21 protein-coding genes, 1 tRNA gene and 1 riboswitch are annotated in these 24,530 nt (G+C 65.3%); of the genes, 7 read left to right on the plus strand and 15 right to left on the minus strand.

Going from position 1 to position 24,530, the window contains the following annotated elements; translation table 11 throughout:
* Positions 1 to 22: 22 nt before the first annotated feature.
* The 4 genes from H8A95_RS03630 to H8A95_RS03645 form a co-directional block, all read right to left on the minus strand.
* Positions 23 to 223: a hypothetical protein gene (locus H8A95_RS03630; protein ID WP_229181889.1), complete on the minus strand. Its 201-nt coding sequence runs from the start codon at positions 221 to 223 to the stop codon at positions 23 to 25.
* Positions 223 to 1,326: a hypothetical protein gene (locus H8A95_RS03635; RefSeq protein ID WP_229181891.1), complete on the minus strand. Its 1,104-nt coding sequence runs from the start codon at positions 1,324 to 1,326 to the stop codon at positions 223 to 225. The genes H8A95_RS03630 and H8A95_RS03635 overlap by 1 nt, the downstream gene beginning before the upstream one ends.
* A gap of 123 nt (positions 1,327 to 1,449) precedes the next feature.
* Positions 1,450 to 2,379 (minus strand): dihydrodipicolinate synthase family protein, encoded by a 930-nt coding sequence (locus H8A95_RS03640; RefSeq protein WP_229181892.1) that lies wholly within the window; start codon positions 2,377 to 2,379, stop codon positions 1,450 to 1,452.
* Between the two features lie 36 nt (positions 2,380 to 2,415).
* Entirely contained in the window at positions 2,416 to 3,582 is a 1,167-nt protein-coding gene (locus tag H8A95_RS03645) for an NADH:flavin oxidoreductase/NADH oxidase (protein ID WP_229181894.1), read from the minus strand.
* A 247-nt stretch (positions 3,583 to 3,829) separates the two neighbouring features.
* Between H8A95_RS03645 and H8A95_RS03650 the strand changes: the two genes are divergently transcribed.
* Positions 3,830 to 4,849, plus strand: a complete 1,020-nt coding sequence (locus H8A95_RS03650; protein ID WP_229181896.1) for an LLM class flavin-dependent oxidoreductase — start codon at positions 3,830 to 3,832, stop codon at positions 4,847 to 4,849.
* A gap of 526 nt (positions 4,850 to 5,375) precedes the next feature.
* On the opposite strand, the gene H8A95_RS03655 is transcribed toward H8A95_RS03650, so the two are convergent.
* The 3 genes from H8A95_RS03655 to H8A95_RS03665 all read right to left on the minus strand — a co-directional run bounded on the left by H8A95_RS03655 (position 5,376) and on the right by H8A95_RS03665 (position 7,395).
* Positions 5,376 to 5,627 (minus strand): DUF3551 domain-containing protein, encoded by a 252-nt coding sequence (locus H8A95_RS03655; RefSeq protein ID WP_338027771.1) that lies wholly within the window; start codon positions 5,625 to 5,627, stop codon positions 5,376 to 5,378.
* A 44-nt stretch (positions 5,628 to 5,671) separates the two neighbouring features.
* Positions 5,672 to 5,745, minus strand: a tRNA-Gly gene (locus tag H8A95_RS03660).
* A 102-nt stretch (positions 5,746 to 5,847) separates the two neighbouring features.
* Positions 5,848 to 7,395 carry a glycosyltransferase family protein gene (locus H8A95_RS03665; RefSeq protein WP_229181897.1) on the minus strand — a complete coding sequence of 516 codons (1,548 nt, stop codon included), beginning with the start codon at positions 7,393 to 7,395 and terminating at the stop codon, positions 5,848 to 5,850.
* Between the two features lie 169 nt (positions 7,396 to 7,564).
* Between H8A95_RS03665 and H8A95_RS03670 the strand changes: the two genes are divergently transcribed.
* The 4 genes from H8A95_RS03670 to H8A95_RS03685 all read left to right on the plus strand — a co-directional run bounded on the left by H8A95_RS03670 (position 7,565) and on the right by H8A95_RS03685 (position 9,960).
* A complete protein-coding gene (locus H8A95_RS03670) occupies positions 7,565 to 8,143 on the plus strand; it encodes a methylated-DNA--[protein]-cysteine S-methyltransferase (RefSeq protein ID WP_229181899.1) in 579 nt (192 codons plus the stop codon).
* A gap of 10 nt (positions 8,144 to 8,153) precedes the next feature.
* Positions 8,154 to 8,993, plus strand: a complete 840-nt coding sequence (locus tag H8A95_RS03675; RefSeq protein WP_229181900.1) for a helix-turn-helix transcriptional regulator — start codon at positions 8,154 to 8,156, stop codon at positions 8,991 to 8,993.
* Between the two features lie 57 nt (positions 8,994 to 9,050).
* Entirely contained in the window at positions 9,051 to 9,410 is a 360-nt protein-coding gene (locus H8A95_RS03680) for a VOC family protein (RefSeq protein ID WP_163153565.1), read from the plus strand.
* 133 nt (positions 9,411 to 9,543) lie between these two features.
* Positions 9,544 to 9,960 carry an SRPBCC family protein gene (locus H8A95_RS03685; protein WP_229181902.1) on the plus strand — a complete coding sequence of 139 codons (417 nt, stop codon included), beginning with the start codon at positions 9,544 to 9,546 and terminating at the stop codon, positions 9,958 to 9,960.
* Between the two features lie 181 nt (positions 9,961 to 10,141).
* Here the strand turns inward: H8A95_RS03685 and H8A95_RS03690 are convergent, their stop codons facing one another.
* The 3 genes from H8A95_RS03690 to H8A95_RS03700 form a co-directional block, all read right to left on the minus strand.
* The gene (locus H8A95_RS03690; protein WP_229181903.1) at positions 10,142 to 11,584 is read right to left on the minus strand and encodes an MATE family efflux transporter; all 1,443 of its coding nucleotides are present in this window, start codon (positions 11,582 to 11,584) and stop codon (positions 10,142 to 10,144) included.
* Positions 11,585 to 11,704: 120 nt separating this feature from the next.
* Positions 11,705 to 12,760: a hypothetical protein gene (locus tag H8A95_RS03695; protein ID WP_229181905.1), complete on the minus strand. Its 1,056-nt coding sequence runs from the start codon at positions 12,758 to 12,760 to the stop codon at positions 11,705 to 11,707.
* Between the two features lie 293 nt (positions 12,761 to 13,053).
* Positions 13,054 to 14,160, minus strand: a complete 1,107-nt coding sequence (locus H8A95_RS03700) for a 2'-deoxycytidine 5'-triphosphate deaminase (protein WP_163162336.1) — start codon at positions 14,158 to 14,160, stop codon at positions 13,054 to 13,056.
* A 133-nt stretch (positions 14,161 to 14,293) separates the two neighbouring features.
* Positions 14,294 to 14,373, plus strand: a riboswitch (SAM riboswitch).
* A gap of 75 nt (positions 14,374 to 14,448) precedes the next feature.
* Between H8A95_RS03700 and H8A95_RS03705 the strand changes: the two genes are divergently transcribed.
* The gene (locus H8A95_RS03705) at positions 14,449 to 15,657 is read left to right on the plus strand and encodes an O-succinylhomoserine sulfhydrylase (RefSeq protein WP_229181907.1); all 1,209 of its coding nucleotides are present in this window, start codon (positions 14,449 to 14,451) and stop codon (positions 15,655 to 15,657) included.
* 161 nt (positions 15,658 to 15,818) lie between these two features.
* Here H8A95_RS03705 and H8A95_RS03710 read toward each other — a convergent pair whose 3' ends face one another.
* From H8A95_RS03710 to H8A95_RS03730, 5 genes are all read right to left on the minus strand, one after another.
* On the minus strand, positions 15,819 to 16,592 hold the full coding sequence (locus tag H8A95_RS03710) for an SDR family NAD(P)-dependent oxidoreductase (RefSeq protein WP_163162334.1): 774 nt from the start codon (positions 16,590 to 16,592) through the stop codon (positions 15,819 to 15,821).
* 136 nt (positions 16,593 to 16,728) lie between these two features.
* The gene (gene pimD, locus H8A95_RS03715) at positions 16,729 to 17,874 is read right to left on the minus strand and encodes a pimeloyl-CoA dehydrogenase small subunit (protein WP_229181909.1); all 1,146 of its coding nucleotides are present in this window, start codon (positions 17,872 to 17,874) and stop codon (positions 16,729 to 16,731) included.
* A 248-nt stretch (positions 17,875 to 18,122) separates the two neighbouring features.
* Positions 18,123 to 19,313 carry a pimeloyl-CoA dehydrogenase large subunit gene (gene pimC / locus H8A95_RS03720; RefSeq protein WP_195786408.1) on the minus strand — a complete coding sequence of 397 codons (1,191 nt, stop codon included), beginning with the start codon at positions 19,311 to 19,313 and terminating at the stop codon, positions 18,123 to 18,125.
* Between the two features lie 204 nt (positions 19,314 to 19,517).
* Entirely contained in the window at positions 19,518 to 21,197 is a 1,680-nt protein-coding gene (gene pimA, locus H8A95_RS03725; RefSeq protein WP_229181910.1) for a dicarboxylate--CoA ligase PimA, read from the minus strand.
* Between the two features lie 157 nt (positions 21,198 to 21,354).
* On the minus strand, positions 21,355 to 23,451 hold the full coding sequence (locus H8A95_RS03730) for a 3-hydroxyacyl-CoA dehydrogenase NAD-binding domain-containing protein (RefSeq protein ID WP_229181912.1): 2,097 nt from the start codon (positions 23,449 to 23,451) through the stop codon (positions 21,355 to 21,357).
* Between the two features lie 181 nt (positions 23,452 to 23,632).
* On the opposite strand from H8A95_RS03730, the gene H8A95_RS03735 reads away from it, so the two are divergent.
* Positions 23,633 to 24,499: an IclR family transcriptional regulator gene (locus H8A95_RS03735; protein WP_163160473.1), complete on the plus strand. Its 867-nt coding sequence runs from the start codon at positions 23,633 to 23,635 to the stop codon at positions 24,497 to 24,499.
* Positions 24,500 to 24,530 lie beyond the last annotated feature (31 nt).

Genomic DNA, 24,530 nt, shown 5'->3' on the forward strand with positions numbered 1-24,530 from the left:
TGCTAGCGCGTTTCAGCCGAAGTCAGGGAAAGCGAATCCGCAGCAGCGGCAGCTGCTGAAGCCTGTCGAGCAGGCGCACGATCTGGCCTGCCGCCATGCCGAGGCAGGCGAGGATGAAGTGGCGGCGGGTCAAGCCGCGCTCGCGGTCCACGAATTGCAGGCGCTGAAGACGCGGTTCGGGAGGAGCGTGCGTACGCAGGGCAGGAAGCGTCGTCATCTGCATCAGCCGATCGGAATGCGGATTTCCGGCGCCGCGGTCATCTGCTCGATCGTGGCGTCGAACGACAGGCAATCCGGATTCTCGCCCGGCATCCGGCGCAGGGTCTCGGCCAATTGCTCCTGCTCCAGCAGGAACGAGCGGCCGTCGCGCAGGCGGGCGTAGGCGGCCCACGGCACGAATTTGGTGAACGGAAACCGGAATCCCTCGCGCGGCGACACGTCGATGTTCAGGCCGGAGACGAACAGGACATTCTTGGCCGCAAATGCCGGCTCGCGCAGAATGCTCCGGTAGGCGCGGTCGAACTCAGCCTGGGTAACGAAGCGGGCGGCATCCAATGCCGGATGCGGCGACGTCACCAGCGCCGGCATGACCGGAGCGAGCACTGCCTCGAGAATGTCGTGGCCCTCGGGACCCTCGGCCAGCGCACGGCGGAATTGAAACAGATCGGGTGACAACGCCGTGCCGATCGGCGCCGGCGTCTCGCGAAAGAACTCCTCGCCAAGCCGCTCGCGGATCGCCGGGCTCGCGCGAAACAGCTTCGACGTGCTCAGCACGTTGAGCGGCTGCAGCGGCGTCTCGACCATGCGGTCGAGCGACAGGAAGACGCCGTCGCTGCGGCTGTCGTCGAGATACTGATTGTCGATCTGCAACACCGGCTCGCCGTCGAGCCGGCCGCACTGCACCTGCCGGCACGCGAGCGCGTACTCGTCCTCGTACCAGCGCAGCACGCCGCAGAGCTTTCCGCAGCAGTCCCCGAACCTGCAATCTTCGGTGCGGTGGCGCTGATAGACACCGAAGCGGCCATCATCGGGATTGTAGCCGACATGGCTGGCCTGGATCAGCACCAGGTGCTCGCCGTGATGGGCAAAAGGCCCGTGGCGGTTGATCGCGACCTTGCCGCCGACCCGCCCGTGGTCGAACGGAAAGGTTCCGAAATGCTGGGCCAGCAGCATCACCGGATAACCCTGGCTCTCGTCCGAGCAAAAGGCGCGCGACGGCAGCAAGTGCTGCCGTTCGAAGCCGAGCGAACGGCAGTAATTGTAAAGCCGCGGCACGAAATGCCCGTAGCGCATCGCAAAACGGCCAACCCGGAAGGTTTCGATCATCCGCTTCCGCCTGACCGGTCCGACATATCCAGCGCGCGCGGGGACACCCCGCTCCCCATACCGGTCAGGAACGGTAGATGGCGTTGTTGACGGTTATGTGAATGCGGCAGCCGGGTGGAGAGCTCAGCGCCCCCAGCGCAGCACGACCGGATCGAGCGTGCGCGCGATCTCGATCAGCCCGGCGCGTGTCGCCGGATGCAGCGGTTGCAACGGGTGGCGCACCGCATCCGATTTGATGACGCCGCCCTCGCGCATCAGCACCTTGCAGGCCTGCAGCCCGCATTGCCGGTTCTCGTAATTGATCAGCGGCAGCCAGCGCGCATAGGCCTGCACGGCCTCGTCGCGGCGGCCGGCGAGGAACGGATCCATGATCTGGCGGATGCCGTCGGGATAGCCGCCGCCGGTCATTGCCCCGGTGGCGCCGGCATCGAGATCGGCCATCAGCGTGATCGCCTCCTCGCCGTCCCACGGCCCCTCGATGACGCTGCCGCCCTTCTCGATCAGGCCGCGCAGCTTGTTGGCGGCCATCGGCACCTCGATCTTGAAATACCTGACATTGGCGAGCTCCTTGGCCATCCGCGCCAGGAAATCGACCGACAGCGGCGTGCCTGCGACCGGCGCGTCCTGGATCATGATCGGGATACGAATCGCGTCGGAGACCACGCGATAGAACTCATAGATCGCCGGCTCGCCGACGCGGAAGGTCGCGCCGTGATAGGGCGGCATGATCATCACCATCGCAGCGCCGGCGGCCTCCGCCTCGCGGCTGCGCGCGGCACACACCACCGAGGAGAAATGCGTCGTCGTGACGATCACGGGGATGCGGCCCGCGACGTGCTCGAGCACGGCATGCATCACGGTCTCGCGCTCGGCATCGGTCAGCACGAACTGCTCGGAGAAATTGGCGAGGATGCAGATGCCGTGCGAGCCGGCATCGATCATGAAATCGACGCAGCGCCGCTGTCCGTCGAGGTCGAGGTTGCCGTTGGCGTCGAAGATGGTCGGCGCGACCGGGAAGACGCCGCGATAGGGACGCTTTGCGATTGTTGCCATATGACGACCTCCCAACTTTCTTGTCAGCTGTTCTCGTTAAACGTTGCGGAACGGCAGCGGCGGGCCTTCGAGCTTGCGCAGGCCCGGTTCGCGCCGTTCCAGCCACCAGCCATACTGCTTCGGCCAGGACGTGAACACTTCGCCGCTTCCGCCGCCAAGCGCAAGCTCGGCATGCAGCGGCCAGTTCGGATCGAACAACGCCTCGCGGCCGATCGCGACCAGATCGGCCTGACCGTTGGCCAGAACATCTTCCGCCTGCCGCGGATGCAGGATCAGGCCGACCGCGATGGTGGCGACCTCGGCGGAGCGGCGGATTTCATCCGCATAAGGCACCTGGAAGCTGTAGCCGCGTGGAATCCGCGCCGCGGTCGCCGAGCCGAGCAGGCCGCCCGACGAGCAATCGATCAGATCGGCGCCGCGCGCCTTGGCTGCCCTGGCGAACGCGATCTGGTCCTCGAGCGTCAGGCCGCCGTCGACACCGTCGACCGAGGAGATCCGCACCGACAGCGGCCGCTCCGCGGGCCAGGCAGCGCGCACGGTCTCGATGATCTCGAGCGGATAGCGCATCCGCCCGGCACGGTCGCCGCCATAGGCGTCGTTGCGCCGGTTCGACAATGGCGAGAGGAATTCGTGCAGCAGATAGCCATGCGCGCAGTGCACCTCGACGAACTCGAAGCCGGCCTCCACCGCGCGCAGCGTGGCGCGCCGCCATTGCTCGCGCAACGCTGCGAGCTCATCGACCTCGAGCGCGTGCGGCATCAGCCAGCCCTCCTCCATCGGGATCGCGCTCGGCGCCACCGTCCGCCACGGCAGATCGCCGCGGGCGTGGTCGGCCTCGTCGAGTGCGGCATTGCCGTACCAGGGTCGCTGCATGCTGGCCTTGCGGCCGGCATGCGCGAGCTGGATCGCGGGCACGGCGCCATTGTCCTTCAGGAAGGCGGCGATGCGCTCGAGCGGCGCGATCTGCTCGTCGTTCCAGATCCCGACATCGCCATGGGTGATGCGGCCCTCGGCGGCAACCGCCGCGGCCTCGACCATCACGAGCCCGGCGCCGCCCTGGGCAAATTTACCGAGATGAACAAGGTGCCAATCATTGGCGAGGCCGTCGGTCGCCGAATACTGGCACATCGGCGAAATCAGGATGCGGTTTCTGGAGGTCACGCCGCGAAGCGTGATCGGCTGAAACAGAAGCGGCTGCGACATCGGGACCTGCGGGAGCGTGTTGGCTGGAGAAATCGTGGCCGAAAGCTAGGCGGCGCGCCGGGGGATCGCAAGTCACACCGCGACGCAGGCGGCAAGACCTGCGCGCATGCGGCACGCACGCAGCGGCGCAATCGGCGAAACCCGCAACATTTGCTGCAGAAAATCATCGCGGCTGGTAAACACTTTCCGCCACCGTGGGGTCGAGCCACGGTTCGCAATTCGCACCGGACATGCCTACATAGCCGTCATGAAGAAAATCGGATTCCTTTCGTTCGGGCACTGGACGCCCTCGCCGCAATCCCAGGCCCGCTCGGCCGCAGATGTGCTCCTGCAATCCATCGACCTCGCGGTCGCCGCCGAAGAGCTGGGCGCGGATGGCGCGTATTTTCGCGTCCATCATTTCGCACGCCAGCTCGCCTCGCCCTTCCCGCTGCTGGCGGCGGTCGGTGCGAAGACCAGCCGGATCGAAATCGGCACCGCCGTGATCGATATGCGCTACGAAAATCCGATGTACATGATCGAGGACGCCGGCGCCGCCGACCTGATCGCGAGGGGACGCCTGCAACTCGGCATCAGCCGCGGCTCGCCCGAGCAGGTGATCGATGGCTGGCGCTATTTCGGCTATCAGCCCGGCGAGGGCGAGACCGACGCCGACATGGGCCGCCGTCATGCCGAGATCTTCCTCGATATGCTGCGCGGCGAGGGATTTGCGCAACCGAATCCACGGCCGATGTTTCCCAATCCGCCCGGGCTGCTGCGGCTCGAGCCGCTCTCGGAGGGCTTGCGCGAACGGATCTGGTGGGGCGCCGGCTCCAACGCCACCGCAGTCTGGGCGGCGAAGCTCGGGATGAACCTGCAAAGCTCGACGCTGAAGAGCGACGAGACCGGAGAGGCCTTCCACATCCAGCAGGCCGCGCAGATCCGGGCATATCGTGCCGCCTGGAAGGAAGCGGGTCACACCCGCGAGCCGCGGGTCTCGGTGAGCCGCAGCATCTTCGCGCTGGTCGACGATCGCGATCGCGCCTATTTCGGCAGCGGGCAGGAGGAAGACCAGATCGGCTTCATCGACGAGCGAACGCGCGCGATCTTCGGCCGCGGCTACGCCGCCGAGCCGGAGAAGCTGATCGAGCAGCTCAAGACGGACGAGGCGATCGCGGAGGCCGACACCCTGCTCCTGACCGTCCCCAATCAGCTCGGCGTCGCCTACAACGCGCATGTGATCGAGAGCATTTTGACTCACGTCGCGCCTGCCATGGGATGGCGGTGAGCTTGCGCACGATGCGGACCCGCGGCGGCCGTCCTTCCAGGGGGTGTGGTTGAAAGCGGACGACCAGCCGCGGGCTTGAACCGACCGTTCTCTGCCGGAGGCTGGCCGGTTCTACAGGGCCAATGCCGGAACCCGCGAGATCGTTCCGGCGGAACTCTGTTCTCAAACGCGGAGAACTACGGAAACATAACCGCGCGCTGTGAGAAGAACAGGTTGAGTACAGTTCGTTAGGCGTGCACGTTGCGTGAACAGATCGCCGTAGTATCCCGGGTTAATCGCGGGAGGCCTTTCCGCAGGCTTGCCTCGGTCAGGAATCCTGATCGCGATCACGGTGAGCGAGATCGTCGCGGAGGCGATCGACGCGCTCATCGAGCCGCCGGTTCAGTTCCTCATCCTCTGGCGAATTGCTGCTGCGACGGGCGCGAACGACAAATACGCATCCGACCAGAACGATCGCAAGGAGTGCGAAGTACCACCATTCCATGCATTGATCTCAACTGGGCGCTCGCGAGCGCGAGCACAAAAGTTATCGTTCAAGCCTGTAACGGCGCGCCGACCTTGGCGCGTAGTAGGGGTTGACCAGACAGGTCGCCGGCAGCCCGTTAGCGCCGACCTGGCACTGATCCAGAGACGTGAAGACACAGTCCATCCGCTCGCCGATCAACACGCCGTAAACATGCATGCAGACCGGGTAGCGCGGATCGTAGGTTTGTGCAGATGCCGGCCTTGTCATCCAAAGCACGCTCAGCGCAAGCAACAGCGCTCCCAGCAACTTCACGTCAGGTCTCCTGCGATTGCCCGTAAAATACTGCGCCCAGAGACTGGAGCGGGCGAAGGGAATCGAACCCTCGTATGCAGCTTGGGAAGCTGCCGTTCTACCATTGAACTACGCCCGCGATCTCAATTGCTTGAGGTCGACCCGCTCGGATGCCGGACCATAGCCCGGGCGGAGGCAGAGGATCAAGCGTACATTCTGGCGGATCGCCTTGCTGTCGCCGCTAGTGGCCCATTCTCACGAGCGCGTCATTGATGACGAAGGATGCGGCGGCGGATGCGTCGCAGGTGCCGCTGCGCGCGTAGATGCAGGCATCGGCGATGCCGACATGGGCGCAGCTCTGCCGTGAAAAATCCGCCGGCAAGTCGCCCGCTGCCTCGGGCCGCGCAAGGATGCGGTTGAAGGCCGGCTTGGTCGCCTGCAACAGCGGCGGCAGGATGAGCTCGGCGAGCGGATCGGCCGGCGCAAGCACGTAGAGCGGCACCGGGCCGACCAATCGTTCCCGCCCCGGCAACAGCTGGAAACGAACGTTGTAGAGCGCAAGGCCGCACATCTGCGGATCGCTGCGTAATTTGGCGGCGAGCTCCGCCGCGCCGACGCCGCGCGTCCAATAGTCGCGCATCTCCTCGCTGGCGCCGGCGAGCGCCATCGAGAGCAGCGCCCAGCCGCCCAAGACGATCGGCAACGCCCCGCGGCGCCATTTGTCGTTGGTGCGCACCGATTGCACCCAATCCGCCGACCCCAGCGCCGCGACGATGATGAACAGCACCACCGACAGGAAGACGAAGCGGTCTTCCTTGTGCGCGATCAGGCTGTGGAAGAGGAGGTTGGCGAGCGCTGTCGCCAGCAACAGCGGTGCGTGCCGCCAGCCGCGCCCGATCGCCGCGAGCGGCAGCACGATCGCAACCGACCATACGATCAGGAAATTGATGAGATACGCCGCAGGCGGTGTCACACCGAATTCGGTGGCGCGATCGTGCACAAGGTTTTCCTTGATATTCGCGATCAACCAGGCGAACGGCACCGCACCATGTGCAAGATCGATTGCGGCGGCAAGCAACAGCGCAACGAGCCCGCCGGCGACCAGCGGAATCAGGTTTCGCCAACGCGTCCAGCAGGCGCCGACGGCAAGCACGGCGATCGCGGGCGCATATTGAAAACGGCAGACAAAGGCGAACGCAAGCAAGGCGCCGCCGATTGCAAGACGCCGCCGCGACGGTTGATCGGTCACCAACAACGCCGCCGGCACGATCAGCGCTGTCGCCAACGGCTCGCCCAGCGTGTGCGGCGCGAGCATGATCAATTCGAACCAGACCGCGGCGGCGAAGCCTGCGACGACGGCATGGGTCCGCGAGACCCGCGCGCCGAATAACCACGCGCTGACCACGATCGATAGCGACGCACACGCGGCGACCAGACGCGGCACCAGGAAGGCACCAGCGCCATGAGGCGCAATCGCATCACCGAGGGCGACCGGCCCGGCCAGCAATGTCGGCAGGAACCAGCCGCGAATGCCGTCGCGCCATTCCCACGTCAGGATGCCGTCATGGCCAAGCATCCGCCCCGCCGGCTCGAGATATTGAAAGATCTCGTCGGGATACATCACGTTGGGCCAGACCGCGGCCGCAACGCGTATGAGCAGCGCCAACAACAGCACCGCAACGAGCGGGTGAACACGCCCGCTCGCGCGCCCGACCATTCCCGCGCTGCCGGGCGCTGGCTCGACGCTCGTGCCCGTCATCGTTCCGCCGATCGTCTTTTGGAGCAGCATGCTGGCGTCCAGATAGCGGGCAAAGCCTTTAAGATGCGTGACCGCAAGACCGTGACCGGACGTTGTCGAGGTCACACAGCACCGGCCGCGACATGCTTAACTAAACGTGAAGATTCCGGATGCGCCGGACCGCGGCGATGTTATGGTCGCGCTGGGGGTTGGTGGCGTCATGGCGGGGCGTGGGTACACCATTTTCGACACGGCAATCGGCCGATGCGGCATCGCATGGGGCGAAGGTGGCGTCGCCGGTGTCCAGCTTCCCGAGCTCCGCGAAATCGAGACCCGCAAACGGCTATTCCAGCTCCACCCCGACGCGCGCGAAATGCGGCCTCCCGAGGAGGTCGATGTCGCGATCGAGGGCATCGCGGCCACCTTGCGTGACGGCAATGGCGATCTCGGCGGCGTTGCGCTCGACATGAGCGGCATCTCCGCCTTCGACCAGCGCGTCTATCAGACTGTCCGCGCCATTCCCCTTGGCGAGACCCGGACCTATGACGAGGTCGCGAGCGCCCTGCGCACGTCCGGCGCGGTCTATTCGGTGGCACAGGCGCTCGGCCGCAACCCCTTCATGATCATCGTGCCCTGCCATCGCGTGCTCGAGGCTGGCCACTACGCCGACCGGATCTCGCCGAACGGCGGCAGCGTCTCCAAGCGGCGGCTGCTCTCGATCGAAGGCGCCCAGCCGACCACCAGCAAGACCCTGTTTGACGTGCTGCTGCCCGTTGCGCGGCCCCGCCCGCAAGCCTAGATCACGGGGTATGACCCACACCACGCTGTTGCAGCGCGATCGCATCACGGTGAACGAATTTCGCTGCACGGCAGCGCCCGGCGACAAGCCGTTCGCCGAGCAATTCGCCTGCCATTCCGTGTCCTATGTGCGCAGCGGCAGCTTCGGCTGCCATTGCCGCGGCCGCTTCCACGAGCTGGTGGCAGGCTCGATCCTGGTCGGCCATCCCGGCGACGAATACACCTGCACGCACGACCATGTGGTCGGCGACGAATGCCTGTCGTTCTTCCTGGACCCGGAGCTGGTCGAGACGATCGGCGACCGCACGTCGGTCTGGCAGGTCGGCTCGGTGCCGCCGCTGCCGGAATTGATGGTGATCGGAGAGCTCGCCCAAACGGCGGCAGGTGGCAATAGCGATGTCGGGCTCGACGAGGTCGGCCACCTCCTCGCCAGCCGCCTTGTCGAACTGGTGTCCGACCGCAAGGCAAGGCCCCTCACCGCGAGCCTGCGCGATCGCCGCCGCGCCGTCGAGGCTGCGCTGTGGATCGACGGCAATTCGCATCATCAGATCGATCTCGACGATGCCGCCGAGCAAGTGGGCTTAAGCACGTTCCATTTCCTGCGGCTGTTCTCCGCGGTGCTCGGCGTCACCCCGCATCAATACCTCGTGCGCTCGCGGCTGCGCCATGCGGCGCGGCGGCTCGTCGACGACGACAGCCCGGTCACCGACATCGCCTATGACGTCGGCTTCGGCGATCTCTCCAATTTCGTGCGCAGCTTCCACCGCGCCGCCGGCGCCTCGCCGCTGAAGTTCCGGCAGGCCTCCCGCGGCGACCGCAAGATTCTCCAAGAACGCCTTGCGCTGCAATAGCTAGGGTTCGTCCGGTTCGCGCGTCGATCGACGCGCCCAACGACTGGAGGTCCCATCATGTACGACCACATCGGATTGCGCGTTAGCGACCTCGACGCCAGCGTGCGCTTCTACACTGCGGTGCTGGCGCCGCTCGGCTTCGTGCTCTGCTCGCGTGACGACAGCGGCGCGGGTTTCGGTCCAAAGGGCGAGCCCGCGCTCTGGCTGCATCTGCACAAGGGCAAGAGCCAAGGCGGCGCGCATATCGCGTTCCGCGCACCGAGCCACGACGCGATCAAGACATTCCATACCGAGGGCCTCAAGACCGGCGGCAAGGACAATGGCGCGGCGGGCCATCGCAAGGACTACAGCCCGACCTACTACGCGGCCTTCCTGCTCGACCCCGACGGCAACAATGTCGAGGCGGTGAGCACCTAGCACCCCACAAACTCCGCCGTCATTGCGAGCGGAGCGAAGCAATCCATAGCGCCGCATGCGAGGAAGCATGGATTGCTTCGTCGCTTCGCTCCTCGCAATGACAGATTCACTATTTATCGAAGGACCCAATTCCATGGCTTCCATCCACAAGGACATCCCGATCGACGCGCCGGCCGACCACGTCTGGGACGCACTGCGCGATTTCGGCGCGCTGCATACCCGGCTGGTGCCGGGCTTCGTCACCGACACGCAGCTCGACGGCGACGTCCGCACCGTCACTTTCAGCAACGGCACCGTGGCGCGCGAGACGCTGGTCGATTGCGACGACAAACGGCAACGGCTGGTCTATGCGATCACCAGCGAACGGCTGAAGCAGCATTCCGCCTCGGTGCAAGTGTTTGCCGACGGCGACGCGCGCTGCCGGGTGGTGTGGATCGCCGACGTGCTGCCGCACGAGGTCGCGCCCTACATGGACGCGCAGATGGACCTCGGCGCGGCCGCAATGCAGGCCGCGCAGGCCCGATCGGCCAGGGGAGAGGACGCGGCGTAAGCTGTTGGGTTGCACGACCGGCCACGCAATCAGACCGTGCCCGTCACCCTGAGGAGGCCGCGAAGCGGCCGTCTCGAAGGGCGACAGCCCGGCTGCTTCCAGGAGCGAGCGCCGAAGCAGCGGGGCCGTCGATCCTTCGAGACGCCGCTTCGCGGCTCCTCAGGATGACGGGTGTAACGGCCTACGACAGCGCCGGCTGCACTTCTGCGACCGGCGCAGACTTGCCCCAGCGCGTCAGGATCACGCTGAGGCAGGACAGCACGCCGAGCACACCCATCGAGGCGGCGGCGAGTGTGAAGAAGTTTTGCGCACTCGCCTCATGTGTCGAGAGCCACCAGCCGCCGGTGCCGATGAAGATCAGCCGCGCGGTCTGTGCCAGCACTGGGCCGAGCACCTTCGCCGCGCCCTGCGAGGAGAAATACATCGACATGGCGAGGCCGATGAAAGCGTACATCGGCGCGGCAGTCGACAGGTACTGATGGCTGGTCGCCCGCACATGCGGATCGCTGGTGAACAGATTGACCCAGAGGTCGGGGAACACGGCGATGAAGCTGCCGACGATGCCGACCGAAAGGAACGACAGCGTGCCGGCGGTCCAGGCGGTCCGCCGGGCACGCGCGACGCGGTCGGCGCCGACCGCCATGCCGATCATCGGCACCGAGGCGATGCCGACCGCGAACGCGACCGAGGTCAGCATGAATTCGAGCCGCGCGCCGATGCCGTAGCCGGCGAGCACCGCGGTGCCGAACTGCGCCAGCATATGGGTGAAGATCGAGATCGTCAGAACCGATTGCAGCGGCGAGAAGCAGGAGACCGCGCCGACCCTGAGGATGTCGATGAACATCACCCATTGCACGCGCAGCCCCCTCAGCTTCGGCTTCACGCGGGCGCGGCCCGAGAACAGGTACCAGCCCATCACGCTGATGCTGATCGAATAGGCGATCAGCGAACCCGCGGCGACGCCGCGCATGCCGAACTGCGGCACTGGACCGAGGCCGAGCCCGAGCGTGCCGCCGAGAATGATCTGGCACACCGCCGAGGACAGGATCATGGTCGACGGCAGCTTCATGTTGCCGGTGCCGCGCAGGATGCCGGCCATCGTGTTCATCAGCCACGGCAGGATCGCCCCGCCGAAGAAGATCTGCGAATAGGCGATCGCCTGCGCCAGCACGTTGCCGCGGCCGCCGAGCAGTTCGAGCAGGCGCGGACCGAAGATCAGCATGCCGAACATGAACGTCAAACCGAAGGTCAGGCCGATCATCAGCGCATGCATTGCGAGCGTCGAGGCACGCTCGATCTCGCCGGCACCGAGCGCACGCGCAATCGCGGATGCGACGCCGCCACCCATCGCGCCGCCCGACATCGTCATGGTCAGGATCACGCAGGGAAACAGCAGCGCCATCGCCGCGAGCGACTCGACGCCGAGCCGGCCGATATAGGACGTCTCCGCGATCACCACGCAGGTGCCGGCCGAGAGCGCGATCACGTTCGGCCAGGCCAGCCATAACAGCGTGCGCAGGATCGGCCCGTCGAGCAGCGCGTTGCGCGCCGGTCTGGTCACCGGCGGCGGCAGCGGCCGCTCTTGTTCGTCGACAGGTATTTCGGCGAGGCCGAGGTCGGACATTTCTACTCCCACGCGCGCAGTCTGGGAGCCGCGCCATGGTGTTTCCCTACCATGGCAGCGGCGGAATCCACGTGCGCGGGACGCAAGGGGGGCCTGCGCGATTGCAGGTGAACCTCTAATCTAGCCGACCGACCAGACGAACGGCGCGCCGGCGCTGCTATTCGGCTTCAGATGCACCGGAATGTGCCGTCCGCAGCCGGCCGCCAGCCCTTCAAGCAGACCTGTCAGCACGCTGGCGCAGGCCGGATGATAATCGGCGACATCGGCCATCAGCTTCCAGCCCTGCTGGCGGATTTCGAACTGGCCCTCGGACTCGCTGATGACTGCGACATCGTCCTGCGACTCGAAGAGCGTGCGCAGGAATGCGGCAAATTCCGTGGCGCGGCCACGGCTGCCGCCGAGCGCCTGCGCGACCTCGTCGAAATACTGCATGCCAATCAGCTTACCGGTGAGATGCAGCAGATAGCTCGCATCCTCGGGCCCGAACACCTGCACGATGACAGGCGCGGCCGTCTTCACATATTCCATCGCGTAGTTGCGATAGGCCTTCTCCAGCCGCGGCTTCGGCCAGCTGTCGACCGGCAGCGCCGGTGCGGTCTTCGCATCGAACAGTGGCGCCTCGAGATGGCGCGCGAACACCAGGCGCTGGTCGAGTTCGAGCGGATGATCATATTCGCAGTAATAGCCCTCGAGCCCGTCCTGGCCGTCGACGCTCTGCTTGGTGCAGACGAAGCCGAGCCGGAGATCGCCGAGCGCGACACCATTGTTGGCGTGCCAGCCACGCAGCATCGCGCGCGAGACCTCGCCGGGCACGCCGCAAATCGCGGTGCCCTTCCAGATCCAGCGCGGCGGCGGATAGCGGATCCAGGCCTTGCGGTCGGTCTCGTACATGTATTCGACATGCACGCCGCCGATCCAGTTGGAGAGATAGTGATACTGCGCGGCCGCGACCGCCGGCGGCAGGCCGTCGAGGCCGAGCTTCTTCAAGCCGGGCAGGAAGCGCTCCTGCTGCTGGCGGCGAAACACGCGGAAGACGAATTCGGCGGCGTCAGCCGTGCCGCGCCGCGTGACCACGGTGAGGATCAGCCCGGTGAAGAAGGCGTGATAGAGATCGGCGACGCTGCGCCACTTCCGCCACTGCGCCTCTTGCTGCGCTGAATCTGTTGCGGCGTTCATGTTCACTCCCGGTTTGTTGTTTTCTGGAATGTGTCATCGCCGAAGCGACGGCGCAACCAACACACACACCGTCATCGCCCGACTTGCCGCCTCCGCTGAAGCTCCGGCGCGCCTGAGACAGTTGGCCGCGTCGAAGCCTTGGCGTAGACGGGATCGGGCGATCCAGTATTCCAGAGACAGTCGTTGTCGATGGAGAGGCCGCGGCGTACTGGATTCCCCGCTTTCGCGGGGAATGACGGCGGAGAATGATGCGAAATCCGGGCTACGGAATTACACGCGCGCGCGAAATGGAATTACACGCGAAAATGCTTGGAGAGCTTCAAGCCCTGCGCCTGGTAGTTCGAGCCGATCCGCTGGCCGTAGAGCGCGTCGGGACGCTCCAGCATGCGCTCATAGACGAGACGGCCGACGATCTGGCCGTGCTCGAGAATGAACGGCACCTCGCGCGAGCGTACTTCCAGCACGGCGCGCGCGCCCTTGCCGCCGGCGCCGGCATAGCCGAAGCCGGGATCGAAGAAGCCGGCATAGTGGACACGGAATTCGCCGACCAGCGGGTCGAACGGCACCATCTCCGCGGCGTAATCCGGCGGCACCTGCACGGCCTCTTTTGAAGCCAGGATGTAGAACTCGCCGGGATCGAGGATGAGGCTGCCGTCGGAGCGCGCCTTGATCGGCTCCCAGAATTCGTCGACCGAATAGCCGCCGCGGCGATCGACGTCGACCACGCCGGTGTGGCGCTTGGCGCGATAGCCGACGAAACCGCCCGAGTTCTCGCCGGAGAGATCGACCGACAGCGCGACACCATGGGTGAGATCGGCATTGTCGGCATCGACCAGCCGCTCGGCGGCATGCAGCGCATCGAGCTCGTCGGCGGTCAAGGTCGCCTCACCGATCCGGAAGCGGACCTGGCTGAGCCGCGAGCCCTCGCGCAGCAGCACGGGAAACGTCTTCGGTGAGATCTCGGCATAGAGCGGGCCGTGATAGCCGGCGCCGATCATGTCGAAGCGGCGGGTGCCGTCGGCGATCACACGGGTGAAGACGTCGAGCCGTCCGGTCGAGCTCTTCGGGTTGGCGGCAGCCACGATCTCCGGCGGCAGCGCCAGGCTTTCGAGCAGCGGGACGATGTAGACGCAATTGGTCTCCAGCACCGCGCCGTCGGAGAGATCGATCTCATGCAGCTTCAGCTGGTCGATCCGCTCGGCGACGGTGGCATCGGGCCCCGGCAGGAAGCTGGCGCGGACGCGGTAGGCGATGTCGCCGAGACGCAGATCGAGGCTCGCCGGCTGGATCTGGCTCTCGACAAAGTCGTAGGCGGGCAGAATGAGGCCGGCCTCCGCCATCTCCGCGATCATGCGGTCGGGCAGAATTCCGTTGGATTCATCTTCCAGCGTGAACGACACGATGCGGTCCCTCGGCGATCCCTCGAGATGGCCCAAAATCAACCTCTGAGCGGCCATCAAGCCCCAAAATATGGGCTTTTACGGGTTATCCGATGACCGTCTTGACGGAAAGGGCGCGAGGGAATATCAGCTGCACTTATCCCGTGGTGATTTGAGCCGGCCGGCTTGCAGCCACGTTAAATAAGTCGCTAAACAGGCCGGGGACAGTGTGATCCCGGCTTGTGGAGGTTTCTCCAGGCCGGTTTTTTTGTGGCCATTTTCAGAGGAAATGGCCACTTCGGAGGTCACATGTCTGAGTCCAAATCTTCTGAAGCCAAGACTACCGCCCATTTTCGTCCCGAAACCCGCCTCGTCCATGGCGGCACGCTCCGCTCGCAATTCGGGGAGACGTCGGAAGGGCTGTTTCTCACCCAGGGTTACGTCTACGACACCGCCGAGCAATGCGAGGCGCGCTTCAAGGGACAGGATCCCGGCTTCATCTATTCGCGCTATTCCAATCCGACGATTGCGATGTTCGAGCGCCGCATGATCGAGCTCGAGGGCGCGGAAGCCGCGCGCTCGACCGCGACCGGCATGGCCGCTGTGACCACTGCGATCCTCGCGCCGCTGAAGGCCGGCGATCACGTGGTGGCGTCGAAGGCGCTGTTCGGCTCCTGCCTTTACGTCGTGCAGGACCTGCTGCCGCGTTACGGCATCGAGACGACGCTGGTCGACGGCCTCGATCTCGACCAGTGGCAGCGCGCGTTGCGGCCGAACACCAAGACCTTCTTCCTGGAGAGCCCGACCAACCCGACGCTCGACGTGCTCGATATCGGTGCGATCGCAGAGATCGCGCATAGCGGCGGCGCCCGGCTGATCGTCGACAACGTGTTCGCGACGCCGATCTGGCAGAGCCCGCTGTCGCTCGGCGCCGACGTCGTGGTCTATTCCGCGACCAAGCACATCGACGGCCAGGGCCGCTGCCTCGGCGGCGTCATCCTGTCGTCGGAGGCCTTCATCGCCGAGCACATCCACAATTTCATGCGCCAGACCGGCCCGTCGCTGTCACCGTTCAACGCCTGGGTGCTGCTGAAGGGGCTGGAGACGCTCGGCGTCCGCGTTCGCGCGCAGACCGAGAACGCGGCGAAGATCGCCGAGGCGCTGGCGAAACATCCGAAGATCACGCGGCTGGTCTATCCCGGCCGCCCCGACCATCCGCAGGCCGCGACGGTGAAGAAGCAGATGGGCGCCGGCTCGACGCTGGTCGGCTTCGAGGTGAAGGACGGCAAGGCCGGCGCCTTCCGCTGCCTCAACGCGCTGAAGATCTCGCGCATCTCCAACAATCTCGGCGACGCCAAGAGCCTGGTCACCCATCCTGCCACCACGACGCATCAGCGTCTGGTGCCCGAGGCCCGCGCCGAGCTCGGCATCAGCGAGGGCTTTATTCGCTTCTCGGCCGGGCTGGAGCATCCCGACGATTTGATCGAGGATTTCGAGCGGGCGCTGGAGCAGGTCTGAGGCTGCTTGAGCGAAGATCTCTAGACGTCGTCATGGCCGGGCTTGTCCCGGCCATCCACGTCTTGCTCGCAGCAACCGCCAAAGACGTGGATGCCCGGCACAAGGCCGGGCATGACGAATTTGTGGAGTGGCAGCGCGCTATTCCGTAAGGCGACCGAACCTTACGTCGCCGCCGTCGTCACACCGCCGTCGACCACGATGGTCTGGCCGGTCATGAACGTCGAGGCGTCGGAAGCGAGATAGGCCACGGCGCCGGCGATCTCGTCGGGCTCGCCGATGCGGCGGAGCGGCGTCGACGCGGTGCGGCGCTTCAGATTGTCCGGATCTTCCCACAGCGCGCGGGCGAAATCGGTTTTCACGAGGCCCGGCGCCACGCAATTGACCCGCACGCCCTTCGGTCCCCATTCGCCGGCGAGGCTGCGGCACAGCGCAAAGTCCGCCGCCTTGGAGATGCCGTAGGCGCCGATCACGGTCGAGCCGCGCAAGCCGCCGATCGAGGAGATGATCACGACCGAGCCCTTGCCGCGTTCGGCCATCTGCGGGATCGCCAGTGCGGAAAGCCAGATGTTGCTCTTGACGTTCGAGCCCATGATCTTGTCGAAGGCTTCGTCGGTGATGTCGAGCAGCGGGCCGTAGTAGGGATTCACCGCGGCGTTGCAGACCAGGATGTCGATCTTGCCGTAATGCTTGATGGTGCCCGAGACCAGCGCCTCGACCTCCGCGCGGCGCGCGATGTTGCAGGGAATGACGAGCGCGTCACCGCCGGCCTTCTTGATGCCGTCGGCAACCTCCTGGCAGGCATCCGCCTTGCGCGAGGAGACCACGACCTTGGCGCCGAGCTTGGCCAAAAGCTCCGCCGAGGAGCGGCCGATGCCGCGGCTCGAGCCGGTAATGACGGCGACCTGGCCGGTGAGATCGAACGGGGTGTTTTTCATTGTTGTTGCCTCCCGGATCGGCCGTCATTCCGGGGCTCGCGAAGCGAGAACCCGGAATCCATTGGGCCGCATCATTGGTGGTGAAATGGATTCCGGGTTCGCCGCGTTGCGGCGCCCCGGAATGACGTGAGTGGGCTCAGGCCAACAGCCCGCCGCCTTCGCTGACGCGACGGAGGTGGTAGTCGGTGTCGCCGAGTGTGTTCTCGATCATGGTCAGCCGCTTGAAGTAGTGGCCGATCTTGGCTTCCATGGTCATGCCAATGCCGCCGTGAAGCTGGATCGACTGCTGGCCGACGAACTTCAGCGACTTGCCGACTTGCACCTTGGCGGCCGCGACCGCGGACGAACGCTCCTTGGCATCGGTGAAGTCGGACGCCATGGTCGCGAACATCGACATGCTGCGGGCCTGCTCCAGCGCCACGAACATGTCGGCGGCACGGTGCTGCAGGCTCTGGAAAGAGCCGATCGCAACGCCGAACTGCTTGCGGGTCTTGATGTACTCGACGGTCTCCTTCAGCGACTCGTCCATCGCGCCGACCGCTTCCGCGCACAGCGCAATGCGGGCTTCGTCCGCGACGCGCTCGATCAACGGCAGGCCGTTCTCGGGATCGCCGATCGCAGCGTCAGCACCGACCTCGACATTGGTGAAGGTGATGTCGGCCGCGTGCAGGCCGTCCTGCGTCGGATAGCCCTTCCTGGTGACGCCCTTGGCATCCGCCGGGACGAGAAATACGCCGATGCCGGCCTTGTCGCGCTGGCCGCCCTTGGTGCGCGCGGTCACGACAAGCGTGTCGGCGTTCTCGCCGTTGAGCACGACGAACTTCTCGCCGTCGATCACCCAGCCGTCGCCCTTCTTCTTGGCCGTGGTCACGACGTCGAACAGGTCGTAGCGCGAGTTCTTCTCGAGCTGGGCAAAGCCGAAGGTCTTGCTGCCGTCGATGATGCCCGGGATGTACTTGGCCTTCTGCTCGGCCGAGCCGCCATGGCGCAGGAAGCCGCCGGCGACCACGACAGTGGCCAGATACGGCTCGACCACCAGCGCCTTGCCGAGTGCTTCCATCACGATCATGGTCTCGACCGCGCCGGCGCCGAAGCCGCCATCGGTCTCCGCAAAGGGCAGACCAAGCAGGCCCTGCTCGGCGAGCTTGCCCCAGAGCGCTTTGCTCCAGCCGCCCTTCTCCTTCATGTACTTCTTGCGCGCATCGAAGTCGTAGGCATCCGCCAGCAACCCGTCGACGCTTTCCTTGAGAAGCCGCTGCTCCTCGGACAGATCAAAATCCATGTTCGTTCCCTTAAACTGAAAGTCGTTAGCGAAACCGGGACCTCTTCACCTCGCCCCGCTTGCGGGGAGAGGCGTAGGCCGCCTCCGGCGGCCGTTCCTGAAGAACGCCGAAGCGAAGCTTCGGCTACGTCGCATCGCCAGATGCGGTCCGGGTGAGGGGGTACAGGTCTCTCCGCAATTCCCTGCGCGGAGAGAAGCCCCTCACCCCAACCCTCTCCCCGCAAGAGCGGGGCGAGGGAGCAGAGAAATCAAAGTCCCAGCACGGCCTTGCTGATGATGTTGCGCTGGATCTCGTTGGAGCCGCCGTAGATCGAAACCTTGCGGTTGTTGAAATAGCTCGGCGCGATCTGCGCGGTCCAATCCATGCTCTCGTTGGAGCCGGCATCGCCGTGCTCGTCATAGGGCGCGGCGAACGGACCGATGATCTCCATCAGCAGCTCGGTCGTGGTCTGCTGGATTTCCGAGCCCTTGATCTTGAGCACCGAGGACGCCGGGTTGGGCTTGCCCTTGCCGTGCTTGCCCTCGTCGGCGACGACGCGGAGCTGGGTCAGCTCGAGCGCCTTCAGCTCGATCTCGCAGGCCGTGAGCTTCTCGCGGAACGCCGGATCCTCGATGACGGGACGGCCGCCGGACTCGACCTTGGAGGCCAGCGCGCGGATGCGGCGCAGCCGCTCCTTCGACACGCCGACCCGGGCGATGCCGGTGCGCTCGTTGCCGAGCAGGAATTTGGCATAATCCCAGCCCTTGTTCTCCTCGCCGATCAGGTTCTCGTAGGGTACTTCGACGTCGTCGAAGAACACCTCGTTGACCTCGTGGCCGCCGTCGATGGTCTGGATCGGACGCACGGTGACGCCCTTCGACTTCATGCTGAACACGATGAAGGAGATGCCCATCTGCTTCTTCGCGTTGTTGTCGGTGCGGCAGAGGCAGAAGATCATGTCGGCGTGCTGGGCCAGCGTGGTCCAGGTCTTCTGGCCGTTGATGATCCACTTGTCGCCACGGCGCTCGGCCTTGGTCTTCAGCGAGGCAAGGTCCGAACCCGAACCCGGCTCCGAGAAGCCCTGGCACCACCAGTCGTCGACGCTGGCGATGCGCGGCAGGTATTCCTTCTTCTGCTTCTCGTTGCCGAAGGTGTAGATGACCGGGCCGACCATGCTGACGCCGAAGGCGAGCGGCTGCGGCGCGGGATAGGATTGCAGCTCTTCATTGAAGATGTAGTGCTGCACGGTGGTCCAGCCGGTGCCGCCATATTCCTTCGGCCAGTGGGTGACGCCCCAGCCCTTCTTGTTGAGGATGCGCCACCAGGTGACCATCTCGTCCTTCGACAGATGACGGCCTTCCTGCAGCTTGCGCCGGGTCTCCGGCGGCACGTTGTTCTTGAAGAACTCCCGTACCTCCTCGCGAAACGCTATCTCTTCCTTGGTGAAAGCGAGATCCATCGGATCCTCCTTTTGAAGTTCAATAAGTTCACAACGCGCTCGCCGTCGTCCCTGCGAAAGCAGGGACCCATAACCACCGGCCATCGCAACTGGCAAAGCCGGTTGCCGCGTGTGCCTTTTGCAGAGGCCGCGGCGTATGGGTCCCGGCTCGCGCTTCGCTTGGCCGGGACGACGGAATGACTGCAACAGCTCGAACAGGCCCGGTCATGAGCGAGACACCGATGCGTGTTGCGGCTGAGATGCTTTCGGCTGCTGCTGGCGCAGTTCGTGACGCGACAGCTTGCCGACCGGGGTGCGCGGCAGTTCGGCGACGAACTCGACCGCCGCCGGCAATTCATGCTTGCCGACCTTGCCGGTAAGGAATGTGCGCAGCTCGTCGACCGAGAACGCCTTCTCGCCGTCGCGCAGCTTGATGAAGGCCTTGGCCGCCTCGCCGCGGTAATCGTCGGGAATGCCGATCACGATTACCTCCTGCACGGCCGGATGGGTGTAGATCGCCTGCTCGATCATCTGCGGATAGACGTTGAAGCCGCCGGAGATGATCATGTCCTTCTTGCGGTCGACCAGATAGAAATAGCCGTCCGTGTCCATGTAGCCGATGTCGCCGGTCAGGAAGCGGTCGCCGACGAAGGCCTCCGCGGTCTCCGCCTGCCTGTTCCAGTAACCCTTGGTGACGTTCGGGCCGCGGATGCGGATTTCACCGACCTCGCCGACCGGCATCACCCTGGTGGAATCCTCCAGCGACACCACGTCCATCTCGATGCCGGGCAGCATCAGTCCGATCGAGCCCGGCTTCTCCGGGCCTTCCTTGGGGTGGCCGGTGCCGGGCGAGCAGGTCTCGGTCATGCCCCAGCCGCTCTTCAACTTCATGCCGACGCGGCGCTCGAACACCTTTGCGACCTCGACCGGCAGCGGCGCGCCGCCGGAGCCGGCGACCACCAGCGAGGAGAGATCGCGCTTGTCGAGATCGGGCAGCGAGGCGATCGCGATCCACATCGTCGGCACGCCGGGAAACACCGTCGCGCGCTTGACCTCGATATCGCGCATCACGGCTTCGACGTCGAAGCGCTGGTGCAGCGAGATCAGATGGCCGCGCCGGATCGCCGACAGCAGCACGACGGTCAGCGCATAGATATGAAACAGCGGCAGCACGCAGATCACGCGCTCGACCGCATTGCGTTCGAGCCGCGCGGGCTTGCCCCAGACATCATAGATCGACACCGCCGCGGTGAGATTGCCGTGGCTGAGCATGGCGCCCTTGGGCAGGCCCGTGGTGCCGCCGGTATATTGCAGCAGCGCGACGTCCTCGACGTCGACCGCGGGCCACTGCGCCGGCCTGGTCGCGCCGTCGATGAACTGCTTGTGCGTGATGATCGCAGGATTGTCGGGCAACGCCGTCTGCGGCGTGCCGGCCTTGCCCCAATTGTCGTCCTCGCAAACGATCAATCGGTCGAGCAGACCCTTGGCGAGGAATTTCAGCGCAGTCGGCAGCAGCGCCGCGAGGTTGCTGGTGACCAGCACGCGCGCGCCGGAATCAGAGAGCTTGTGCGACAGCGCGATCTCGCCGTCGAGCGGCGACAGATGCACCACGCGGGCGCCGGCCTTCAGCGCGCCGAAGAAATTGATCGGATGGTCAGGCGAATTGCCGAGAAACAGCGCGACCGAGGTGCCCTTGCCGTAACCGGCGCGCAGGAAGGCGGCGGCGGCGGTCTCAACCAGCGACTCGAGCTCGCTGTAGCTGATCGGCCGGTCGCGGAATTCGAGCACCGGGCGCGCGCCATATTCGGCGGCCGCGGTCGAGAGCAGATCCGGCAGCGTGCCGCGCGTGATCCCGTCGCTCCACTTCACGCCGCTCGGATAATATTGTTCGCCGGGATAGGTCATGGATGCCTTCGCAGGGACTCTATGAAGTCGTCATTCCGGGATGGCCCGAAGGGCCAGACCCGGAATCCATCAATCCACACGCGCCGGGGCCCGATGGGTTCCGGGTTCATCGCTTTCGCGATGCCCCGGAACGACATGTGATCAGGCCTTCGGCCAATCACGCCGCCTTCGACGCCGCGGCGAGCGAGGCGAAGGTCTTGCCTTCGTCGGCGAGCTTCTTGAGCAGCGGCGCCGGCTCGAGCGAGGGATCGTTGGTCTCCTTGGCGTAGAAGGCCAGGCGATCGGCGATGTGCTTGAGACCGACAGTGTCGGCCCAGAACATCGGGCCGCCGCGATAGATCGGCCAGCCATAGCCGTAGAGCCAGACCACGTCGATGTCGGACGGACGCGCCGCGATGCCTTCGGCGAGGATCTTCGCGCCCTCGTTGATCATCGGGTACATCATGCGCTCGAGGATCTCGTCGTCGCTGACGACGCGCTTCTTGCGGCCGAGGCGCGCGAGCGTCTCGTCGATCAGCTTCTCGACTTCCGGATCGGGTAGCGCCGCGCGCGAGCCCTGCTCATACTTGTAGTAGCCCTTGCCGGTCTTCTGGCCGAAACGGCCGGCTTCGCAGAGCGCGTCCGCGATCTCAGACTTGATGCCGCGGTCCTTACGTGAGCGCCAGCCGATATCGAGGCCGGCGAGATCGCCCATCGCGAACGGGCCCATCGGCATGCCGAACTTGGTGACCACCGCGTCGACCTGCTGCGGCAGCGCGCCTTCGAACAGCAGCTTCTCGGACTGCTTGCCGCGCTGCGCCAGCATGCGGTTGCCGACAAAGCCGTCGCAGACACCGACAACTGCCGGCACCTTGGCGATCTTGCGGGCGATTGAAACCGCAGTCACCAGCGCGTCCGGCGCGGTCTTGTCGGCGCGCACGATCTCGCACAGCTTCATGACGTTGGCCGGCGAGAAGAAGTGCATGCCGAGCACGTCCTGCGGACGCTTGGTCGACTGCGCGATCTCGTCGATGTTGAGATAAGAGGTGTTGGAGGCGAGCACCGCGCCCGGCTTGGCATACTGATCGAGCTTGCCGAACACTTCCTTCTTGACCGCCATGGTCTCGAACACCGCCTCGATCACGAGATCGGCGTCGCCGACGTTCTCGATGCCGACGACACCGTTGATCAGCGCCATCCGCTTGGCGGGCGCGTCCGCCGGGATGCCACCGCGCGCGGCGGTCGCCTCGTAGTTCTTCTGCATGATGCCCATGCCGCGCTTGAGCTGCTCCTCGCCGGTCTCGATCAGCGTGACCGGGATGCCGGCATTGACGAACGACATCGCGATGCCGCCGCCCATGGTGCCGGCGCCGAGGATGGCGACGCGCGCGACGTTGCGGCCCTTGGTGCCTTCGGGGACGCCGGAGATCTTGGCGGCCTCGCGCTCGGCGAAGAAGGCGTAGCGCTGCGCCTTGGACTGGTCGCCGTTCATCAGCTTGAGGAAGCCCTCGCGCTCCTTCTTCAGGCCTTCGTCGAACGGCAGGTCGATCGCGGCGCCGACGGCGTCGGCAGCGGCGAATGGCGCCTCGAGCCCGCGCGACTTCTTGGTCAGCGCAGCGACTGCATTGGTGAAGATCGAACGATCGGCCTTGGCCGCGGCGAGCTTGGAGTCGTCATCGCGCAGCTTACGCAGCGGACGCTTCTCGGCGACCACCTTGCGCGCAAATGCCTCACCGCCCGAGGCCGGGCCTTCGACGATCTCCTCGATCAGGCCGGCCTTCAGCGCAGCGTCAGCGCTGATCGGGTCACCGCCGACGATCATCTTGACCGCGAGCTCGGGACCGACCGCACGCGGCAGGCGCTGGGTTCCGCCGGCACCCGGCAGCAGGCCGAGCTTCACCTCGGGCAGACCGAGCTTGGCGTCCTTGGTGGCGACGCGATAGTGGCAGGCCAGCGCGACCTCGAGGCCGCCGCCGAGCGCGGTGCCGTGGATCGCGGCAACGATCGGCTTCGGCGAGCTTTCCATCAGGCTCAGCACGTCGGCGAGGCCGGGCGGCTTCGGCGGCTTGCCGAATTCGGTGATGTCGGCGCCGGCGATGAAGGTGCGGCCGGCACAGGTCAGCACGATGCCCTGAACCTGCGCGTCATCGATCGCGGCCTTGATGCAATCGAAGATGCCGCCGCGCACGGCCGCGCTCAGCGCGTTCACTGGCGGACTGTTAACCGTGACGACGGCAATGTTGTCATGACGTTCGAGCTTGACGACTTCACTCACCGGGACTCTCCCTGGATGCTTGTTCTTGAACTTGTGTTGAGTAGCTGCCCGACTTGCGTCGAGCCGCTACGACTAGACCAATTTCGCACTGCGAAATTTAATTCCACATCTTGACACGGAGGGTTATTTTGAAGCACGAGCCTTGTCAACGAGCATAACAAGGGCAGGACAAGGATTAGGGATGAAGCGCGCCAGCAAGAAAGCAGCGACCGATCGCAATTTCGTCGTCGCGCTTTCCCGCGGACTGGACGTCCTGCGCGCATTTCAACCCAATGACGGGCTGCTCGGCAATCAGGAGATTGCAGCCCGCACCAAACTACCGAAGCCAACCATTTCCCGGCTGACCTACACGCTAACCAAGCTGGGATACCTTACACCTGTACCGAAATTCGAGAAGTATCAGCTCGCGCCGTCGGCGATGGCGCTCGGCTATGCCGCGCTCGCCAATCTCGGCGTTCGGCATTTGTCCGAGCCCTATCGAGAAGAAGTGATGCGCGCGACCGGCGGTGCCGTCGCGGTCGGCGGCCGCGACCGTCACAGCATGATCTATTTCGGCCAGAGCCGGAACGGCCTGGCGCTCGGCGTGCAGCTCGACGTCGGCTCGCGGGTGCCGATCGCGACCACCGCAATGGGACGTGCCTATATTTGGGCATTGCCACCCGAAGAGCGTGCGGCTTTATTACGCGAGCTGCGGGATCACTACGGCAGCCGCTGGGCCAAGATGCGCGACGGCATCGAGCGCGCCGGCGAGACGGTGGCGAAGCACGGCTTCACCATGTCGACCGGCGACTGGCAGAACGACGTCGCCGCGGTTGGCGTTGCATTGAGACTGAACGACGGAACCGGTCCTTACGCCTTCAATTGCGGCGCGCCGGCATTCCGCTTCACGGAAGATAGATTGCTCAACGACATTGGACCTCGTCTTGTCGCGATGGTAAGGAACATCGAGCAGGCGCTCGGTGGGATGGCGCCGCAATCCAAAAAAGAACAAAGCAAAAAGTCTAGAGTAGGAGGGAAAGTTGCACGTTTGGCCGAGGGGATCAGATAGCCTCAATCACGTCCGGCGAAGCACACCGCAG

Origin of the sequence: Bradyrhizobium oropedii, assembly GCF_020889685.1 — a bacterium.
Lineage (GTDB): Bacteria > Pseudomonadota > Alphaproteobacteria > Rhizobiales > Xanthobacteraceae > Bradyrhizobium > Bradyrhizobium oropedii.

Excerpts from the sequence above, each read along its gene's own strand:
- H8A95_RS03650 (WP_229181896.1), top strand. The coding sequence starts at position 3,830 with ATGAAGAAAATCGGATTCCTTTCGTTCGGGCACTGGACGCCCTCGCCG.
- H8A95_RS03675 (WP_229181900.1), top strand. The coding sequence starts at position 8,154 with ATGACCCACACCACGCTGTTGCAGCGCGATCGCATCACGGTGAACGAA.
- H8A95_RS03705 (WP_229181907.1), top strand. The coding sequence starts at position 14,449 with ATGTCTGAGTCCAAATCTTCTGAAGCCAAGACTACCGCCCATTTTCGT.
- H8A95_RS03680 (WP_163153565.1), top strand. The coding sequence starts at position 9,051 with ATGTACGACCACATCGGATTGCGCGTTAGCGACCTCGACGCCAGCGTG.
- pimA (WP_229181910.1), bottom strand. The coding sequence starts at position 21,197 with ATGACCTATCCCGGCGAACAATATTATCCGAGCGGCGTGAAGTGGAGC.
- H8A95_RS03735 (WP_163160473.1), top strand. The coding sequence starts at position 23,633 with ATGAAGCGCGCCAGCAAGAAAGCAGCGACCGATCGCAATTTCGTCGTC.
- H8A95_RS03635 (WP_229181891.1), bottom strand. The coding sequence starts at position 1,326 with ATGATCGAAACCTTCCGGGTTGGCCGTTTTGCGATGCGCTACGGGCAT.
- pimD (WP_229181909.1), bottom strand. The coding sequence starts at position 17,874 with ATGGATTTTGATCTGTCCGAGGAGCAGCGGCTTCTCAAGGAAAGCGTC.
- H8A95_RS03640 (WP_229181892.1), bottom strand. The coding sequence starts at position 2,379 with ATGGCAACAATCGCAAAGCGTCCCTATCGCGGCGTCTTCCCGGTCGCG.
- H8A95_RS03695 (WP_229181905.1), bottom strand. The coding sequence starts at position 12,760 with ATGAACGCCGCAACAGATTCAGCGCAGCAAGAGGCGCAGTGGCGGAAG.
- H8A95_RS03645 (WP_229181894.1), bottom strand. The coding sequence starts at position 3,582 with ATGTCGCAGCCGCTTCTGTTTCAGCCGATCACGCTTCGCGGCGTGACC.
- H8A95_RS03665 (WP_229181897.1), bottom strand. The coding sequence starts at position 7,395 with ATGCTGCTCCAAAAGACGATCGGCGGAACGATGACGGGCACGAGCGTC.
- H8A95_RS03670 (WP_229181899.1), top strand. The coding sequence starts at position 7,565 with ATGGCGGGGCGTGGGTACACCATTTTCGACACGGCAATCGGCCGATGC.
- H8A95_RS03710 (WP_163162334.1), bottom strand. The coding sequence starts at position 16,592 with ATGAAAAACACCCCGTTCGATCTCACCGGCCAGGTCGCCGTCATTACC.
- H8A95_RS03630 (WP_229181889.1), bottom strand. The coding sequence starts at position 223 with ATGCAGATGACGACGCTTCCTGCCCTGCGTACGCACGCTCCTCCCGAA.
- pimC (WP_195786408.1), bottom strand. The coding sequence starts at position 19,313 with ATGGATCTCGCTTTCACCAAGGAAGAGATAGCGTTTCGCGAGGAGGTA.
- H8A95_RS03685 (WP_229181902.1), top strand. The coding sequence starts at position 9,544 with ATGGCTTCCATCCACAAGGACATCCCGATCGACGCGCCGGCCGACCAC.
- H8A95_RS03690 (WP_229181903.1), bottom strand. The coding sequence starts at position 11,584 with ATGTCCGACCTCGGCCTCGCCGAAATACCTGTCGACGAACAAGAGCGG.